General features: G+C 72.4%; 19 protein-coding genes. 11 read left to right on the top strand and 8 right to left on the bottom strand.

The genetic code is table 11. The annotated features are described in order from the left end of the window. The first annotated feature begins 5 nt into the window (after positions 1 to 5). Both aat and RGE_RS10465 read left to right on the top strand, forming a co-directional pair. Positions 6 to 743, top strand: coding sequence for a leucyl/phenylalanyl-tRNA--protein transferase (gene aat / locus RGE_RS10470; protein WP_014428350.1), 738 nt, complete (start codon positions 6 to 8; stop codon positions 741 to 743). Between the two features lie 28 nt (positions 744 to 771). Then, entirely contained in the window at positions 772 to 1,500 is a 729-nt protein-coding gene (locus tag RGE_RS10465) for an arginyltransferase (RefSeq protein WP_014428349.1), read from the top strand. Here the strand turns inward: RGE_RS10465 and RGE_RS10460 are convergent. Next, positions 1,452 to 3,128, bottom strand: a complete 1,677-nt coding sequence (locus RGE_RS10460; RefSeq protein ID WP_014428348.1) for an MBL fold metallo-hydrolase — start codon at positions 3,126 to 3,128, stop codon at positions 1,452 to 1,454. The two genes, RGE_RS10465 and RGE_RS10460, sit on opposite strands and share 49 nt — an antisense overlap. Beyond that, entirely contained in the window at positions 3,125 to 3,496 is a 372-nt protein-coding gene (locus tag RGE_RS10455) for a thioredoxin family protein (RefSeq protein ID WP_014428347.1), read from the bottom strand. Before RGE_RS10455 ends, RGE_RS10460 begins: the two co-directional genes overlap by 4 nt. A gap of 127 nt (positions 3,497 to 3,623) precedes the next feature. Here RGE_RS10455 and RGE_RS10450 point away from each other — a divergent pair, with 127 nt between their 5' ends. Continuing rightward, positions 3,624 to 4,397: a ferredoxin--NADP reductase gene (locus RGE_RS10450; RefSeq protein WP_014428346.1), complete on the top strand. Its 774-nt coding sequence runs from the start codon at positions 3,624 to 3,626 to the stop codon at positions 4,395 to 4,397. Positions 4,398 to 4,502: 105 nt separating this feature from the next. On the opposite strand, the gene petA is transcribed toward RGE_RS10450, so the two are convergent. Further along, positions 4,503 to 5,117: a ubiquinol-cytochrome c reductase iron-sulfur subunit gene (petA, locus tag RGE_RS10445; protein WP_014428345.1), complete on the bottom strand. Its 615-nt coding sequence runs from the start codon at positions 5,115 to 5,117 to the stop codon at positions 4,503 to 4,505. Positions 5,118 to 5,310: 193 nt separating this feature from the next. Here petA and RGE_RS10440 point away from each other — a divergent pair, with 193 nt between their 5' ends. Together RGE_RS10440 and RGE_RS10435 are read left to right on the top strand one after the other, a co-directional pair. Further along, positions 5,311 to 6,663, top strand: coding sequence for a sigma-54 interaction domain-containing protein (locus RGE_RS10440; protein ID WP_014428344.1), 1,353 nt, complete (start codon positions 5,311 to 5,313; stop codon positions 6,661 to 6,663). Then, on the top strand, positions 6,660 to 7,715 hold the full coding sequence (locus RGE_RS10435; protein WP_014428343.1) for an RNA methyltransferase: 1,056 nt from the start codon (positions 6,660 to 6,662) through the stop codon (positions 7,713 to 7,715). Before RGE_RS10440 ends, RGE_RS10435 begins: the two co-directional genes overlap by 4 nt. Here RGE_RS10435 and RGE_RS10430 read toward each other — a convergent pair. The 3 genes from RGE_RS10430 to RGE_RS10420 are packed head-to-tail and all read right to left on the bottom strand — an operon-like array spanning position 7,712 to position 9,840. Further along, positions 7,712 to 8,140, bottom strand: coding sequence for a PaaI family thioesterase (locus RGE_RS10430; protein WP_014428342.1), 429 nt, complete (start codon positions 8,138 to 8,140; stop codon positions 7,712 to 7,714). The genes RGE_RS10435 and RGE_RS10430 overlap by 4 nt on opposite strands. 48 nt (positions 8,141 to 8,188) lie before the next feature. Beyond that, entirely contained in the window at positions 8,189 to 9,376 is a 1,188-nt protein-coding gene (locus RGE_RS10425; RefSeq protein WP_014428341.1) for an NnrS family protein, read from the bottom strand. Next, positions 9,373 to 9,840, bottom strand: coding sequence for an RrF2 family transcriptional regulator (locus tag RGE_RS10420; protein WP_014428340.1), 468 nt, complete (start codon positions 9,838 to 9,840; stop codon positions 9,373 to 9,375). The genes RGE_RS10425 and RGE_RS10420 overlap by 4 nt, the downstream gene beginning before the upstream one ends. A 183-nt stretch (positions 9,841 to 10,023) precedes the next feature. On the opposite strand from RGE_RS10420, the gene RGE_RS10415 reads away from it, so the two are divergent. Genes RGE_RS10415 through RGE_RS10395 form a run of 5 tightly spaced genes read left to right on the top strand, consistent with a single transcriptional unit; the run spans position 10,024 to position 13,103 of the window. After that, positions 10,024 to 10,458 carry a Fur family transcriptional regulator gene (locus tag RGE_RS10415; RefSeq protein ID WP_014428339.1) on the top strand — a complete coding sequence of 145 codons (435 nt, stop codon included), beginning with the start codon at positions 10,024 to 10,026 and terminating at the stop codon, positions 10,456 to 10,458. Positions 10,459 to 10,509: 51 nt separating this feature from the next. Next, positions 10,510 to 11,025, top strand: coding sequence for a GFA family protein (locus tag RGE_RS10410; RefSeq protein ID WP_014428338.1), 516 nt, complete (start codon positions 10,510 to 10,512; stop codon positions 11,023 to 11,025). 4 nt (positions 11,026 to 11,029) lie between these two features. Continuing rightward, positions 11,030 to 11,947, top strand: coding sequence for an alpha/beta hydrolase (locus RGE_RS10405; RefSeq protein ID WP_014428337.1), 918 nt, complete (start codon positions 11,030 to 11,032; stop codon positions 11,945 to 11,947). After that, entirely contained in the window at positions 11,944 to 12,645 is a 702-nt protein-coding gene (locus RGE_RS10400) for a class I SAM-dependent methyltransferase (RefSeq protein WP_014428336.1), read from the top strand. The genes RGE_RS10405 and RGE_RS10400 overlap by 4 nt, the downstream gene beginning before the upstream one ends. Next, complete coding sequence (locus tag RGE_RS10395; RefSeq protein ID WP_014428335.1) at positions 12,642 to 13,103, top strand: methyltransferase family protein; 462 nt, start codon at positions 12,642 to 12,644, stop codon at positions 13,101 to 13,103. Before RGE_RS10400 ends, RGE_RS10395 begins: the two co-directional genes overlap by 4 nt. A gap of 1 nt (position 13,104) precedes the next feature. Here the strand turns inward: RGE_RS10395 and RGE_RS10390 are convergent, their stop codons facing one another. Next, positions 13,105 to 13,695 (bottom strand): L,D-transpeptidase, encoded by a 591-nt coding sequence (locus RGE_RS10390; RefSeq protein WP_014428334.1) that lies wholly within the window; start codon positions 13,693 to 13,695, stop codon positions 13,105 to 13,107. Between the two features lie 115 nt (positions 13,696 to 13,810). Then, a complete protein-coding gene (locus tag RGE_RS10385; protein ID WP_081487536.1) occupies positions 13,811 to 14,245 on the bottom strand; it encodes a response regulator in 435 nt (144 codons plus the stop codon). 210 nt (positions 14,246 to 14,455) lie between these two features. Here RGE_RS10385 and frdA point away from each other — a divergent pair, with 210 nt between their 5' ends. Beyond that, positions 14,456 to 16,225, top strand: coding sequence for a fumarate reductase (quinol) flavoprotein subunit (frdA, locus tag RGE_RS10380; RefSeq protein WP_014428332.1), 1,770 nt, complete (start codon positions 14,456 to 14,458; stop codon positions 16,223 to 16,225). Positions 16,226 to 16,230 lie beyond the last annotated feature (5 nt).

Below are 16,230 nucleotides of genomic sequence, written 5' to 3'. Positions count from 1 at the left end.
TCACGATGCTGCCGATCGCCTGGATCGACGAGGACACGCCGCTGCCGCCGGCGCGGCACGCGCTGGGGCCCGAGTCCGACGCGCCGGGCCTCGTCGCCGCCGGCGGCCGGGTGACGCCGGGGCGGCTGGAGGAGGCCTATCGCAAAGGCATCTTCCCCTGGTACGGCCCGGGCCAGCCGGTGCTCTGGTGGAGCCCGGACCCGCGCATGGTGCTGCCGACGGCGGAGTTCCGCGTCTCGCACTCGCTGCGCAAGACGCTGCGACGCTTCGTGCGCACGCCGGGCTGCGAGATCCGCGTCGACCAGGCCTTCGACCGCGTCATCGCGGCCTGCGCCGGCACGCCGCGCGAAGGCCAGGACGGCACCTGGATCGTGCCGCAGGTGATGAACGCCTACCGCGAGTGGCATCGCCTTGGGCGCGTGCACAGCTTCGAGACCTGGATGGACGGCGAGCTGGTCGGCGGCCTGTACGGCGTCGGCATCGGCCGCATGTTCTTCGGCGAGTCGATGTTCGCGCAGCGCACCGACGCCTCGAAGATCGCGCTGGCGGCGCTGGTCACGTTCGCACGCGAGAACGGCATAGACCTCATCGACTGCCAGCAGAACACGCGCCACCTGGCCTCGCTGGGCGCGCACGAGATCGGGCGCGAGGCCTTCGAGCGCCACCTTGCGATCGCCTGCGCCGCGGAGGACATTGGCCGTTGGTCCTATGATGCTTCGCTGTGGGAGCGGCTCGCGCCGTAGTCGCCCCCGGCGCCGGAACGACACCCCCGTGACGCATCCGAAGGAGCTTCCCCTCTCGTCGCTGCAGTTCTACGCGACCGCGCCCTACCCGTGCAGCTACCTGCCGGGCGTGCAGGCGCGGTCTCAGGTCGCCACGCCCAGCCACCTGATCCACGCCGACGCCTACTCGGCGCTGGTCGCCGCCGGCTTTCGCCGCAGCGGCATGTTCACCTACCGGCCCTATTGCGACGGCTGCCGCGCCTGCGTGCCGCTGCGCGTGCCGGTGGACCGCTTCGTGCCCTCGCGCAGCCAGCGCCGGGCCTGGAAGCAGCACGAGGCGCTGAAGGCGCGCGTGCTGCGCCTATGTTTCGTGCCCGAGCACTACCAGCTCTACCTGCGCTACCAGTCGGGGCGCCACGCCGGCGGCGGCATGGACCACGACAGCGTCGACCAGTACACGCAGTTCCTGCTGCAAAGCCGCGTCAACTCGCGCCTCGTCGAGTTCCGCAGCCCCGAGGGCGAGTTGAAGATGGTGTCCATCGTCGACGTGCTCAACGACGGCATCTCGGCCGTCTACACCTTCTACGAGCCCGACGAACGCGCCAGCTACGGCACCTACAGCGTGCTCTGGCAGGTCGAGCAGACGCGCCAGCTCGGGCTGCCGCACCTGTACCTGGGCTACTGGATCGCCGAGAGCACGAAGATGGCCTACAAGAGCCTGTTCCGGCCCTACGAGCTGCTGGTCGACGGCGACTGGCGCGAACCCGGGCCGACGTAGCGCCAGGCCACGCCGTCGTCGCTGGCGGCCACGCCGTCGGCGGCGAGTTTCAGCAGATGCGCCAGCAGCGAACGCCGCGCCGGCGCGTGCAGCAGCGCCGGCACGTCGGCATAGACCTCGGGCAGCAGCATGTCCAGGTCGCCTTCGCCGAGCCGCGCCAAGGCGCGCACGACCCGCTCCTCGCGCCGCAGCCGGTGGCGGATCAGCGCGTCGAACACCGCGCGCGGCTCGGCGACGAGGAAGCCGTGCCCCGGCGCCAGCCAGACCGGCGGCGCCGCGCGCAGCCGCTCCAGCGACGCCAGGTAGGCCACCATGTCGCCGTCGGGCGGGTTGATGACGACGGTCGAGCCCTGCATCACGTGGTCGCCGGTGAACAGCAGGTCCTCGTCCTCGAGCAGGAAACACAGGTGGTTGGAGGCGTGGCCCGGCGTCGCGATCACACGCAGCACGGAGCCGCCGCAGTCCAGGCGCTCCCCGTCGGCGGGTTCGTGCTCGGGCCGGAAGCTCGTGTCCTGGCCGTCGTGGAACTCCGGCCGGCGCCCCATCACCGGCGCGCCGGTGGCCGCGGCCAGCGCCGCCGCGCCGGGCGAATGGTCGCGGTGGGTGTGGGTGACGAGGATGCGTTCGATGCGCCCGGGTGCCGCGGCCAGCAGCGCCTGCAGATGGCGCTCATCGGCCGGGCCGGGGTCGATGACGGTCCAGGCGTCGCCGCTGCCGACGAAGTAGCTGTTGGTGCCCGGGCCGGTCATCAGCCCGGGGTTGGGCGCGGTGACACGCACGATGCGCGGCGACAACCGCACGGCGCGGCCGGCGACCAGCTCGCCGAGCGCGTCGCCGCGGCCCTCGGGGTCGAGCCGGCCGACCTCGGCCCAGGCGTGGTGTTCGGGCATCAGCACCGTGCGCCGGCCGTCGGCCTGGCGCGCGGCGCGCGGCATCGTCAGGCGGATGTCGCGCCGCGCCGCCGAGTCGGCCAGCGCCGAGGCGGCATCGGCGAAACGCAGCAGCTCCTCCAGCGTGCGCTCGGTCACCGGCAGCAGCTTCAGGCCGCGCGCCGGGTCCAGCGCGGCCTGCGGCGTCAGCCACATCAGCTCGACCGCCTCGGCGCCGTCGACCTCGGCATGCTGGCCGACAGGCGCCGCCACGGCGAAGAAACGCGTGTCGAAACGCTTGGGCACGCCGGGCGGCGTCAGCCAGTGGCTGTGGTAGCTCAGAGCGCGCAGGTCCAGCTTCACGCCCAGCGCGGCGCAGACCTCGGCGATGCCGACCTCGCCGGCGTGCAGCCGGCGCCGCCACACGGCCGCGGCGACGGCGTCGAAGGGCCGGTCGGCGAGCAGCAGGCCGACCTCCTCGAAACACTCGCGCAGCGCGGCGACGGCGTAGTCCTGCCCGCCTTGGGCCAGGCCCAAGCGCGCCGACCAGACGGCGTCGTCGTCGCCGACGACCCAGGCCTGCGCGTCGCGGTCGCGGGCGTCGAGCACGCCACCCGGGAAGACGCACAGGCCACTGCGGTAGTCGCCGGCGCGTTCGGCACGGCGCATCAGCAGCAGTTCGGGCCCCGCGGCGCCGTCGCGAACGAGCAGCAGCGAGGCTGCGGCGCGTGCGTCCGGCGGCACGCGGTACGAACTCACGCGAAGACCTCGTCGCGCAGCCGCCCGGCCAGTTCGGCGACCTCGGGCGCCAGCGCCCGCGCCGGCCGTGGGTCGTCCAGCGCAGCGCGCAGCACGCGGCGCAAGGTCTCGGGCTGCGGCGTCAGCGGGCCGCAGAAACGCACCGCGGCGCGGTCGAAGACGAGCACCGTCGGGAAGGTCTCGACGTCCAGGTCGCCGACCAGGTCGGCCTCGTCCTCGATGTCGATCCAGCGCCGCGCCAGGCCGGGAAACTCGGCGGCCACCGCATCCAGCACCGGTGCATAGGCGTCGCAGGTGCGGCACCAGGCGGCGCAGAGCACCGCGACACAGACTTCGTCGGCGCCCGCGGCGCCCTTCAATTCATCCATCGGCCGAGACTGTAGCCGCCGCCGGCCACACCCGGATGGCGGGAATTCGCCACGTCGCCGGCAAGGGGGAGCGCATCAGGGTATTCGCGAATGTGTAGCATTTGATCTGGTTCAACCTCGCCCGGTTATGAGTGCATTCAACGAAGAGCGTGTCCTGAGCGTCCATCACTGGACTGACCGCCTGTTCACGTTCACGACGACGCGCGACCAGTCGCTGCGTTTCTCCAACGGTCACTTCACGATGATCGGGCTGCGTGTGGAGGGCAAGCCGCTGCTGCGCGCCTACAGCATCGTCAGCCCCAACTACGAGGAGCACCTCGAGTTCCTCAGCATCAAGGTGCCCAATGGCCCGCTGACCTCGCGGCTGCAGCACATCCAGGTGGGCGACAGCATCATCGTCGGCCGCAAGCCCACCGGCACGCTGCTGATCGACTACCTGCTGCCCGGCAAGCGCCTGTACCTGTTCTCGACCGGCACCGGGCTGGCCCCGTTCATGTCGATCATCCGCGACCCGGAGACCTACGAGAAGTTCGAGAAGGTCATCCTCGTGCACGGCGTGCGCCAGGTCGACGAGCTGGCCTATCACGACCTGCTCACGAAGAACCTGCCCGAGCACGAGTTCCTGGGCGAGATGATCCAGAGCCAGCTGCTGTACTACCCGACGGTGACGCGCGAGAACTACCGCAACCGCGGCCGCATCACCGAGCTGATCCAGTCGGGCAAGATGTTCGACGACCTGGACCTGCCGATGCTCGACCCGATCCACGACCGGGTGATGATCTGCGGCAGCCCGGCGATGCTGCGCGACCTGAAGCACATGCTCGAAGGCATGCGCTTCAAGGAAGGCAACACGACGACGCCGGGCGACTTCGTCATCGAGCGCGCGTTCGCCGACCAGTGACGAAAAAACGCCCGGCGGCGGCCGGGCGTGACAAGGTGGCCTGCAGGCGTCCGGCATCCGAGGCGGGGTGACCCGCGGCAGGCGCCGGCGGCCGTCAGGCCGAACTCAGGCCGCGGCGCTCTTGTCCTCGCCGATCAGCAGCCGGTTCTCGGCGACGTAGACGTGCGGCGGGATCTCCAGGTTCGTCGGCGCGGGTTTGTTCTTGAAGACGCGGCCGGCGCCGTCGAAGGTCGAGCCGTGGCAGGGGCAGAAGAAGCCGCCCGGCCAGTCGGCCGGCACGCTGGGGTTGCCGCTGCCCTTGTTGACCTTGCTCGGCGAGCAGCCGAGGTGGGTGCAGATGCCGACCGCGACGAAGACCTCGGGGTTGATCGAACGCGTGGCGTTCTGCGCGTAGTCGGGCTGCTGCTTGCGCTCGGACTTCGGGTCGACGAGCTGGTCGTCGTGGCCGTTCAGCGACGCCAGCATCTCCGGGGTGCGGCGAACGATCCACACCGGCTTGCCGCGCCATTCCACGGTTCTCAGCTCGCCCGGAGCGAGCGAGGAGATGTCGACCTCCACCGGCGCGCCGGCGGCCTTGGCACGCTCGCTCGGGGCGAGCGTCGAGACGAACGGGATCGCCGTGGCGACCGCGGCTGCGCCCCCGGCCGCGCTGGTCACCATGATCCAGGTGCGGCGTTCGGCATTGGCGGGCGATCCCGGTGCGGGCAGCGTCATGTCCATCGAGTCAGTCCTTCTTCGCGGGTTGCGTGTCAGGCATTTCCAATCAAGCCGCGTGCCAACCGCCAGAAAGCCGGAAACTCGTTTCCCGACAGGGACTTATCTGCAAGACCCTGAAGCCCGCAAGGTCGCATGACTGCCATCCGTGACAGCCAGAACTGACACCGACGGCAGGCCGGCACGCTACACTGCCCGCATGTCCCCCAAGACCCGGGCCGCCGAGCGGCCCCAGGCGCCGCCCGAGCTCGCGAGTTATCTCGAAGGCCTGGCCGAGCCGCACATCGTCTTCGACCGGCGCTACCGCATCGTCGCCGCCAACGCTGCCTACCGCCGCCAGTACAGCCCGGAGGCGTCGGTGCTCGGGCGCACCTGCTACGAGGTCTCGCACCGCTTCGACGTGCCCTGCGACCTGGCCGGCGAGTCCTGCCCCTACGCCCGGTCGCGCGAGTCGGGCCAGCGCGAACGCGTGCTGCACCTGCACCACACGCCGCAGGGCGAGGCCTACATCGACATCGAGCTGACGCCGCTGGCCGACGCCGCCGGCGAGGCCGTGCTCTTCGTCGAGCGCATGGCGCCACTGCGCAGCGCGCAGGGCCAGCCGGCGCAGCAAGGGCTGATCGGGCGCTCGCCTGCGTTCCGCGAGATGCTCGAGCAGGTGGCCCGTGTCGCGCCGTCCGAAGCCAGCGTGCTGCTGCTCGGCGAGTCGGGCACCGGCAAGGAGCTGGTCGCGCGCGCGGTGCACGAAGCCAGCGCGCGTGCGGCGCAGGCGCTGGTCGTCGTCGACTGCGCCAGCCTGCCCGAGACGCTGTTCGAGGCCGAGGTCTTCGGCCACGAACGCGGCGCCTTCACCGGCGCCACCAGCATGCGCACCGGCCTCGCCGAGACCGCCAACGGCGGCACGCTGTTCCTCGACGAGGTCGGCGACATCCCGCTGGCGATGCAGGTCAAGCTGCTGCGGCTGCTGGAAAGCGGCACCTTCCGCCGCGTCGGCAGCAGCGAGCTGCGGCGTACCGACGTGCGTGTCGTCGCGGCCACGCACCGCGACCTGGGCGCGATGGTCGCCGACGGGCGTTTCCGCGAAGACCTGTACTACCGCCTGGCGACCTTCCCGATCCGGCTACCGCCGTTGCGCGAGCGCGAAGGCGACCTGGCGCTGCTGGCCGAGGCGCTGCTCGAGCGTGTCGCGCCGCGCCGCCGCCTGGCGCTGGCACCGGCGGCGCTGACACGGCTGGCGCGCCACCGCTTCCCGGGCAACGTGCGCGAGCTGCGCAACGTGCTCGAACGTGCGGCGCTGTTCTGCGACGGCCCGGTCATCGAGCCCGTGCACGTCGAACGTGCGCTGGCCGCCGGGCTGCCGCTGGCGCGCCCGGCGCCCGCGGCCGAGGTGCCGGCCCCGTCGCTGCGCGAGATCTCGCGCCAGGCGCTGCGAGAACGCCTGGCCGCGCACGGCGGCCGCCGCGCCGACCTGGCGCGTGAACTGGGCATCAGCGAACGCACGCTGTACCGGCGGCTGCGTGAACTCGACGCCGCCGAAGGAGAGAGCCGATGAGCCCCGCCCACGCCGCCGGCGCGCCGCGCGGCATCGCCGAACTGCGCCAGCGCCTGCGCGCGCTGGGTGCCGGCCCCGGCCACGAGGAACGCCTGCTGCGCAACTGGGTGCAGTGCCGCGCGCCGACCGCCGGCCGCGGCCAGGCCGAGCACTTCTACCCGCGCCCGCTGTTCGAGGCGCTGCCGGCGCTGTTCGACTCGCTGGGCGCGCTGGCGACGCTGCAGTCGGCGCACCCGGCCGAAGACGGCGCCGAGCGCCTGCTCGTCGGCCTGGGCGACGGCCAGACCGTCGAGAGCGTGCTGCTGCCGCGCGACGGGCTCTGCGTCTCGACCCAGGTCGGCTGCGCCGTCGGCTGCGTCTTCTGCATGACCGGGCGCGACGGCCTGCTGCGCCAGCTCGGCAGCGCCGAGATCGTCGCCCAGGTCGTGCTGGCGCGGCAGCGGCGCAGCGTCTCCAAGGTCGTGTTCATGGGCATGGGCGAGCCTTCGCACAACCTCGACGCGGTGCTCGAAGCGATCGACCTGCTCGGCACCGCCGGCGGCATCGGCCACAAGAACCTGGTGTTCTCGACCGTCGGCGACCCGCGCGCCTTCGAGCGCCTGCCCTTGGGCCGCGTGAAGCCGGCGCTGGCGCTGTCGCTGCACACCACCAAGGCCGAGCTGCGCGAACGCCTGCTGCCGCGTGCACCGAAGATCGCGCCCGAGGAGATCGTCGAGGCCGGCGAACGCTACGCCCGCGCCACCGGCTACCCGATCCAGTACCAGTGGACGCTGCTCGACGGCATCAACGACGGCGACGACGAGGTCGACGCGATCGCGCGCCTGCTGGCCGGGCGCTACGCGATGATGAACCTGATCCCGTACAACGAGACCGAGGGCGACGCCTTCCGCCGCCCGCCCTGGGAACGCGCCGCCGAGATGGCGCGCGCGCTCGGCCGGCGCGGCGTGCTGACGCGGCTGCGGCGCTCGGCCGGCCAGGACGTCGCTGGCGGCTGCGGCCAGCTGCGCGCCCGCGCTGCGGCGGAGCAGCCGGTCGTCGTCCAGCGCCCCTAGCGCGGGTACAGCAGCATCTGCGTGCAGCGGAACAGCGCCAGCGTGCGGCCGCTGTCGCGGTGCGTGACGACGGCGTCCCAGACCTGCGTCGTGCGGCCGCCGTGGGCCAGCGTCGCGACGACGTCGAGCACGCCGTCGCGTGCGGTGCCGAGGTGGTTGGACTTCAGCTCGACGGTCGTGAAGCCGCTGGCGCCTTCGGGCAGGTGGGCGACGCAGCCGTAGCCGCAGGCGGTGTCGGCCAGCGTGACGACGCTGCCGGCGTGCAGGTAGCCGTTGGGCGCCATCAGCCAGGGCTGCACCGCGAGTTCGGCGCGCAGCTCGCGCGCCGCGACGGCGGTGACGACGATGCCCAGATGGCCCGGCAGGTGGCCGACGCCGCGGGCGTTGAAGGCGTCGACCGACGCCGAAGGATGCAGAGCGCTCATGCGGCCGATCTTGCCCGCTGGCGGCCGGCCCCGGCCGTCACGCGGGTGTCAGCCGGGCTGGCCGTCGGCGCGCACGCGCCACAGCGAAGGCGCGTAGCGCCAGGCGTAGACCGCGAAGGCCGCGGCCCAGCAGGCGCCCGAGACGACGATCTCGGCCTGCATCAAGCCCGGCAGCAGCAGCGGCCCCAGCACGCGCACCACTCCGCCGGCCAGCACCAGCACGTAGGCGGCGATGTCCCAGCGGTCGGCGCGCAGCGGCCGGCCGGTGTGGCCGCGCGCGGTGCGCGTCATCATGCCCAGCGTCAGCGCGCCGATCGCGCCGGCGGTCAGCGCGTGCGTCGCCAGCGAGGCCTGGGCCCAGCCGAGCTCGGCCGCGGCGCGCAGCGCGAGGTGCAGCGGGATCCAGGCGTAGGCGGCGTGCAGGATCCAGACCAGCGGGTTGGGCCGCGTGCGCTGCGGCCGCCACAGCGCCAGCCGCAGGCCGTGCGCCAGCGCGGCGACAGCGGCAAGCGCGGCGACGGCCACGCCCGGCAGGCCCAGCACGTCGGCGGCCAGCAGCGCCAGCACGCTGCCCAGCGCCACCTGTTCGACACGCGGCCGGCGTTCGGCGCCGGTGCCCGGCACACCGTTGTTGGTGAACATCGGCACCACGCGGCCGGCGACGACGGCCATCACGAAGAGCACGACGTCCAGCCCGATCTGGATGCCCGCGCGCAGCGGCAGGTCGAGCACGCCGAGCAGCGTCAGGTGGAACAGCGCCTGCGCGCCGGCCATCGCCACCAGCAGCGCGACGAAGAAGTAGTTGCGCTGGTTGCGCCCGGCGTACAGCGCACGCCCCAGGCCGACGGCGGCCAGCAGCGGGAAGGCGATGTTGACCACCGCGGCCGCCAGGCCCCAGGGCGTCAGCAGCAGCAGCCGGCCGGCGAGCCAGAGCCCGGCCAGCGCCGCCAGCGCGCCGCCGGTCGGCGTCGGCTGGCCCGACCAGTTGCGCCCGGCGGTGAACAGAAAGCCGACGACGACCGCCAGCGTGAAGCCGAACAGCATCTCGTGCGCGTGCCACAGCGGCCCGGCGAGATAGGCGGCGCCCAGCAGGCCGCCGAACTGCAGCGCCCACAAGGCGATCGACAGCGCGGCGAAACCGGCGGCCAGCAGGTAGAACGGACGGAAACCCAGGCGCCAGAAGCCGAAGCCGCGCACCGGTTCGCGCGGCGTGAAATGCAGCGGGATCGTCGTCATGCCCGCAGCTCCATCGGGGCGGCCACCGGCATCTCGCCGATGCGCAGGATGCCGTCGAGCTGGTCGCGGTTGGCGACCAGGTCTTCCAGCGTGTAGCGGTCGAGCACCGCGTAGAAGGCGTCGACGGCCTCGCCGAGCACGCCGCGCAGCCGGCAGCACGGCGCGATCGCGCAGGCGCCGCCGCTGCCGAAACACTCGGCCGGCATCGCCTGGCCCTCGGTGCGACGCACGATGTCGCCGACGACGATGTCCTGCGGCGGCCGCGCCAGCCCCAGACCGCCGCCCTTGCCGCGCACCGTCGCCAGCACGCCTTCGGTGGCCAGGAAGTGCACGACCTTGGTCAGGTGGTTCTCGGAGGCCGAGAACTTGGCCGCGATCTCGCCGATCGTCGCGCGCCGGCCCGGGCGCGTGGCCAGGTAGATCAGCACCCGCAGGCTGTAGTCGGTGAAGCTGGTCAGTTTCATCGCCGGCTTAAAGCTGTATTTTTAATGCAGCAATCATAGTCGGCGCGCCCCGGCAGAACAAGCGCCGCAGCGTGACGCTTTCCCGGCCCCGGCTTGACCCAGCGCAGGACGGCGACCCACGGACGGGATTGAAATCGCTCCAACATCTGGACTGCGTCCAGCTCTCGGACACGCCGAACACCCATGGACCTCACCCGCTCCGCCTCCATCCAGCAGAAGCTGCGCGACGCCGGCATCCTGCCGACGCTGCAACGCGTGGCCGTCGGCACGGTGCTGTTCTCGGCACCGGTGCACATGACGGCCGAGCAGGTGCTGCGCGCCGCGCGCGAACACCTGCCCGGGCTGTCGCGTGCCACGGTCTACGCGGTGCTGCAGCTCTTCGTGCGCCAGCGCCTGCTCAAAGCGCTGCCGATCGAAGGCTCGGCGACGGTCTACGACTCGACCGTGACGCCGCACCACCACGTCTACAACGTCGACACCGGCGAGGTCGCCGATCTGACCGGCCCGGCGATCCAGGTGCTGGGCCTGCCCGAACTCGGCGACGGCCTGGAGCTGAGCGAAGTCGACGTCATCGTGCGCGTACGCACCCGCCGCCCGGCGCCGGCCCTCAACGCCTGAAGGGCTAGCATCGGCACGCCGGGCGCCCACTCATCGGGCGCCGGCGCGGCCATGAGCGACCCGACGATTCTCGAAGGCGGCTGCGACTGCGGCCGCGTGCGTTACCGCCTGCACGGCGCGCCGCTCGTGGTGCACGCCTGCCACTGCCGCTGGTGCCAGCGCGAGACCGGAACGGCCTTCGCGCTGAACGCGATGATCGAGCGCGACCGGCTGGAAAGCACCGGCGAATCGCCGGAGATCGTGCTCACGCCCTCGGCCAGCGGCCAGGGCCAGCGCATCGCACGCTGCCCGCACTGCCGCATCGCCGTCTGGAGCCATTACGCCGGCAGCGGGCCGCTGGTCGCCTTCGTGCGTGTCGGCACGCTCGACGACCCCGACCGCCTGCCGCCGGACATCCACATCTTCACGTCGACGAAACAGCCCTGGCTGGCGTTGCCCGAGGGCACGCGCGCCGTGGCCGAGTACTACGACGCCGCCGAGGTCTGGCGCCCCGAGAGCCTGGAGCGCCGCCGCGCCTTGAAGCCGCGCATCGACGCCTGGCGCGCCGCCGGCCGGCCCTGGGACTGAACCGATGCTGGCCGAGACCGCAGGCGTCGCCGCCGGCGCCGTCGCGCTGCGCACGCTGGCGCACCACGCCATCCTGCGCGGGCTGCGTGCGCCGCGCATGGCACACGACGGCACGCACGTGCGCCATGCGCTCGACGCCTCGCGTGTGCACGAGGTGCGCATCCCCGGCCCGCGCGGCCGAAAGCTCTTCGGCTGGCTGGTGCTGCCTGAACAAACACCGGCGCCCGCGGTGCTGGCGATGCACGGCTGGGGTGCCAACGCGACGACGATGTGGCCGGTGGCGCCGCCGCTGGTGGCCGCCGGCTTCGCCGTGCTGCTGCTGGACGCACGCTGCCACGGCGGCAGCGACGACGAGGCCTTCACCTCGATGCCGCGTTTCGCCGAGGACATCGCCGCCGGCCTGGCCTGGCTGGGCACACGCCCCGAGGTGCAGGCCGACCGCCTGGCGCTGGTCGGCCACTCGGTCGGCGCCGCCGCCTCGCTGCTGCACGCGGCACGCACGGGCGGTGTGCGCGGCGTCGTCAGCCTCTCGGCCTTCGCCCACCCGGACGAGGTGATGCGGCGTTTCCTGGCCGAAAAGCGTGTGCCCTACCGGCCGCTGGGCTGGTACGTGATCCGCCACGTGCAGCAGGTCATCGGCGCACGTTTCGACGACATCGCGCCGCTGGCCACCGTGCGCCGCGCGCGCTGCCCGGTGCTGCTGGTGCACGGCCGCCACGACACGACGGCGCCCTTCGACGACGCACTGCGGCTGCAGGCCGCCGCGGCGCCCGGCACCCGGCTGCTCGCGGTCGACGGCGACCACGACCTGCGCGAGGCGCTGGCGCCGCACGCCGGGCACATCGTCGAGTTCCTGCGCAGCGCCTGCGGCGACGCGCCCGATACCATTGCCGGTATTCAAGCTCACCCCGACACGCCATGAACGCGCCGACGCTCTGCCACGACGAATACGAGGTGTTGTCGGCCGTGGTGCCGCTGGCCGGCCGGCGCATCGTCGAACTCGGCTGCGGCGATGCCCGCCTGGTGCGCGCCGTGCTCGCCCGCCATCCCGACTGCCGGGTCACCGCGCTCGAGGTCGACGCGGTGCAGCACGCCAAGAACCTGGCGGCGCCGCCGACACCCGGGCTGACGTTCGTCGCCGGGGGCGCCGAGGCCGTGCCGGCGCCCGACGCCAGCTTCGACCTGGCGCTGATGCTGAAGTCGCTGCACCACGTGCCGATCGCGGCGATGGGCCAGGCGCTGGCCGAAGCCGCACGCGTGCTCGTGCCCGGCGGCCTGCTCTATGTCTCCGAGCCGGTCTACGACGGGGGCCTGAACGACATCGTGCGCCTGTACAACGACGAGGGCACGGTGCGCGCGGCGGCGCAGGCGGCGCTGGACGCGGCGCTGGCGAACGGCCCCTGGACCGAGATCGTGCGCCACCGCTTCGCGCAGCCGGTGCGCTTCGCCGACTTCGCCGAGTTCCAGCGGCGCATGATGCAGTCGAGCTTCGCCACCTACACGCTGAACGACGCGCTCGTCGAGCGTGTGCGTGCGGCCTTCATGCCGCACTGCGGCGCGGACGGCGCGGCCTTCGAACGCCCGCTGCTGGTCCGGCTGCTGCGCCGCGAGGCGGCGTGAGCGACGCCTCCGGGCGCCGCGCCGGCGCGTGGCTGGTCGCGCTGCAGTTCCTGCTGCTGGCCGCACTGGCCGGCTCGGCGCTCCCGCACTGGAACCGTGCCGCCGTCCCGGCGCTGGCGATCGCACTGGCGACGCTGGCCCTCGCCGTCGGCCTGGCCGCGGTGAAGGCCAACCGGCCCGGCAACTTCAACATCCACCCTGAACCGCGCGCCGGCGGCCGCCTCGTCGAACACGGCATCTACGCCTGGATCCGGCATCCGATGTACAGCGCGCTGCTGCTGCTCGCGCTGGCGGCGATCGCCGTCGCGCCGACGCTGCCGACGCTGGTCTCGGCCGCGGCGCTGGCCGCGGTGCTGTGGGCCAAGTCCTCGCTGGAAGAGCGCTGGATGTCCGAGCGGCACCCCGGTTACGCCGCCTACCGTGCACGCACGAAGCGTTTCGTGCCCGGGCTGCTGTGAGTCAGCCCGGATCGGCGAACAGCGTGCGCCAGTCGCGCGTCTCGGGCAGCACGTAGACCACCGAGTGGCCGCGGCCGAGCTGCGCCAGCACCACCTTCTCGAAGAAGCCCGGCTCGACGACGACGCAGCCGGCCGAGATGCGGTTGTCCGCGGGCGTCGGCGACGCCAGGCGCTGCGGCCGCCGTTCGGACGCCGGTGCCGGGCGCAGGCGGTGGATGGCGAAGGCCGTGTCGTAATCGACCCACACCACCGTCTCGCCGCGCAGGTTGCGGCCGGGTTCGGCCTCGAAACGCCCGGCCGGCGTCGTGCGTTCGCCCGGCGGCAGATGCGCGGCACGTTCGCCGACACCGGGCACGGAATCGTCGCCACGCGCCAGCCCGAGCAGCACCGGCGCCTCGGCGACGAGCCGGCCCTCGGCATCGAAGACGCTGAGCTTGGCCGCGCCCTTGTCGACCACGGCCCAGGGCCGGCCGCCGGCGTCCTGCGTCGCACGCACGTGCCCCACCAGCGCCTCGGCTGCCGATCGCGGCGTCTCGGCGGCAGCCGCCGCGCCCATCACCAGCGCGCAGGCCCATGCCGCCACTGCCTTCATCGGGTGCTCCGTCCCGGCCCGCGGGAGTGGAGCCGACGCCCACGATGCTAGGCAGCGGCCGGACGGCCGAAACGGGCAACAGGCGGGCGAAGCGGGCGCTGTTCGCGCCCCGGGATCAGCGGTTTCCGGCCTGCTGGCGCTTGGCCAGCAGCGCGCGGCGCACGCAGTCCTCGATGGTGCGCACCTCGACCGGCTTCACCAGGTACTCGAAGGCGCCCAGGCTCATCGCCTTCAGCACGTCCATCGTCAGCGTGTCGGCGGTGAGGATGGTGATGCGCAGCCGCCGCTCGGCGATCTCCTCGCTGAGCCGGCGCACGACCTCCAGCCCGGAGATGTCGGGCAGGTGCATGTCCAGCAGCACGAAGTCGGGCCGGCATTCCTGCACCATGCGCACGCCGTCGAGGCCGGTCGCCGCACGCATCAGCCGGATGCCCGGATGGCGTGCGAGGATGCCCTCGACGACGGCGTAGTTCATCTCCACGTCCTCGATGTAGAGAACGGTTCCCTGGAGCTCTTCCAGCGGGGGGGCGGCAGGTGGGATCGAGGGCATGCGAAAAAACGCGACGGGAAACCGCTCCGACGCGCAGCGGGCAAGCATAGTGCTTGTAGCCGACCCTGCAACGCCCGAGGCGGGGTGACGTGGTCGGCTATGCACCGACCATGTGCGGAAACCGGGGGTACGCGAAAGCCAATCCCGGTATAAGGGCGACCGGCGCGCGGGCCGCGTTCTGCGGCGCGGGCGGAGGATATCGGAGTTTGGATGGAAACAATCGACAGCGACATCGTGATCGTCGGCGGCGGCGGAGCCGGCCTGCGCGCGGCGATCGCCGCCCAGGAGGCGGATCCGAAACTCAAGGTCGCCCTGGTGTCCAAGGTGGTGCCGATGCGCAGCCACACGGTGGCCGCCGAAGGCGGCTCGGCCGGCGTCATCCGTGACGACGACTCGCTGGACAACCATTTCGACGACACCGTCTCCGGCGGCGACTGGCTCTGCGACCAGGACGTCGTGCGCTTCTTCGTCGAGCGCTGCACCGAGGAGATGGTCCGCCTGGAGCACTGGGGATGCCCCTGGAGCCGCAAGGACGACGGCAGCATCAACGTGCGCTTCTTCGGCGGCATGAAGGTGCAGCGCACGTGGTTCGCCGCCGACAAGACCGGCTTCCACATGTTGCACACGCTGTTCCAGACCTCGCTGAAGTACCCGGGAATCCAGCGTTTCGACGAGTTCTTCGTCGCCGAGCTGCTGGTCGAGGACGGCCGCGTGCAAGGCGTGCTGGCGATCGAGATCGCCACCGGCAAGTTCTTCCTGCTGCGCGCCAAGGCCGTGATCCTGGCCACCGGCGGCGCCGGGCGCGTCTACAGCCAGAACACCAACGCCGGCATCGTCACCGGCGACGGCATGGGCCTGGCCTACCGCCACGGCGTCGCGCTGCGCGACATGGAGTTCGTGCAGTACCACCCGACCGCCCTGCCCGGCAGCGGCATCCTGATCACCGAAGGCTGCCGCGGCGAAGGCGCGATCCTGACCAACAAGGACGGCCACCGCTACCTGCAGGACTACGGACTCGGGCCGCTGGACCCGTGGCCGCGCCCGAAGGCGATGGAGCTGGGGCCGCGCGACCGCCTGTCGCAGGCCTTCTGGCACGAGGAACGCAAGGGCAACACGCTGACGACTCGCCACGGCAGCGCCGTCAACCTCGACCTGCGCCACCTCGGCGCGAAGAAGATCCACGAGCGCCTGCCGCTGATCACCGAGGTCGCCAAGACCTTCGCCGGCATCGACCCGGTGCACGACCCGATCCCGGTGCGCCCGGCGGTGCACTACACGATGGGCGGCATCGCCACCAACGGCCGCACCGAGACCTCGCTGCCCGGCCTCTACGCCGCCGGCGAGTGCTCCAGCGTCGGCATCCACGGCGCCAACCGGCTGGGCTCGAACTCGCTGTCGGAGATCGTCGTCTTCGGCCGCGTCGCCGGCGAAGCGGCGGCGCAGTACGTGCGCTCGGCCGGCGCGACGTCTGCGGCGTCGCTGGAGCGCCAGGCCCAGGCCGCGGTCACGCGCCTGGAGGCGCTGCACCAGCACGAGCGCGGCGAACGTGTCGCCGTGCTGCGCGAGGCGCTGGGCGAGTGCATGGAGAAGAACGTCGGCATCTACCGCGAGGAGTCCGGCCTGGCCGAAGCCTGCTCGACGCTGGCCGAGCTGCGCGCGCGCTGGCGTGCCGGCGTCAAGCTCGACGACCGCAGCCGCGCCTTCAACACCGAGTGGCTGTCGGCGATCGAGCTCGGCTCGATGCTCGAAGTGGCCGAGGCGATGGCGCACTCGGCGCGCGAGCGCAAGGAGTCGCGCGGCGCCCACCAGCGCCTGGACGGCTACACCGAACGCGACGACGAACGTTTCCTCGTGCACACGCTGGCCGAACGCCGCGGCGACGAGGCTCCGGCGATCTCGCACCGCCCCGTCGTCATCACCACCTCGGCGCCGCGCGCACGCAGCTACGGCGGCGCCGGCACCAAGGCCATCCTGACCTGAGCCCC

The sequence above is a fragment of the Rubrivivax gelatinosus IL144 genome (genome assembly GCF_000284255.1).
In the GTDB taxonomy this organism is placed as follows: domain Bacteria; phylum Pseudomonadota; class Gammaproteobacteria; order Burkholderiales; family Burkholderiaceae_C; genus Rubrivivax; species Rubrivivax gelatinosus_A.
This window is presented reverse-complemented; position numbering and strand designations above follow the sequence as displayed.

Bases quoted from the DNA above. Each gene is read 5' to 3' on its own strand.
- RGE_RS10440 (WP_014428344.1), top strand. From the start codon at position 5,311: ATGTCCCCCAAGACCCGGGCCGCCGAGCGGCCCCAGGCGCCGCCCGAG.
- frdA (WP_014428332.1), top strand. From the start codon at position 14,456: ATGGAAACAATCGACAGCGACATCGTGATCGTCGGCGGCGGCGGAGCC.
- RGE_RS10400 (WP_014428336.1), top strand. From the start codon at position 11,944: ATGAACGCGCCGACGCTCTGCCACGACGAATACGAGGTGTTGTCGGCC.
- RGE_RS10385 (WP_081487536.1), bottom strand. From the start codon at position 14,245: ATGCCCTCGATCCCACCTGCCGCCCCCCCGCTGGAAGAGCTCCAGGGA.
- petA (WP_014428345.1), bottom strand. From the start codon at position 5,117: ATGGACATGACGCTGCCCGCACCGGGATCGCCCGCCAATGCCGAACGC.
- RGE_RS10405 (WP_014428337.1), top strand. From the start codon at position 11,030: ATGCTGGCCGAGACCGCAGGCGTCGCCGCCGGCGCCGTCGCGCTGCGC.
- RGE_RS10450 (WP_014428346.1), top strand. From the start codon at position 3,624: ATGAGTGCATTCAACGAAGAGCGTGTCCTGAGCGTCCATCACTGGACT.
- RGE_RS10430 (WP_014428342.1), bottom strand. From the start codon at position 8,140: ATGAGCGCTCTGCATCCTTCGGCGTCGGTCGACGCCTTCAACGCCCGC.
- RGE_RS10415 (WP_014428339.1), top strand. From the start codon at position 10,024: ATGGACCTCACCCGCTCCGCCTCCATCCAGCAGAAGCTGCGCGACGCC.
- aat (WP_014428350.1), top strand. From the start codon at position 6: ATGCTGCCGATCGCCTGGATCGACGAGGACACGCCGCTGCCGCCGGCG.
- RGE_RS10455 (WP_014428347.1), bottom strand. From the start codon at position 3,496: ATGGATGAATTGAAGGGCGCCGCGGGCGCCGACGAAGTCTGTGTCGCG.
- RGE_RS10390 (WP_014428334.1), bottom strand. From the start codon at position 13,695: ATGAAGGCAGTGGCGGCATGGGCCTGCGCGCTGGTGATGGGCGCGGCG.
- RGE_RS10435 (WP_014428343.1), top strand. From the start codon at position 6,660: ATGAGCCCCGCCCACGCCGCCGGCGCGCCGCGCGGCATCGCCGAACTG.
- RGE_RS10410 (WP_014428338.1), top strand. From the start codon at position 10,510: ATGAGCGACCCGACGATTCTCGAAGGCGGCTGCGACTGCGGCCGCGTG.
- RGE_RS10425 (WP_014428341.1), bottom strand. From the start codon at position 9,376: ATGACGACGATCCCGCTGCATTTCACGCCGCGCGAACCGGTGCGCGGC.
- RGE_RS10420 (WP_014428340.1), bottom strand. From the start codon at position 9,840: ATGAAACTGACCAGCTTCACCGACTACAGCCTGCGGGTGCTGATCTAC.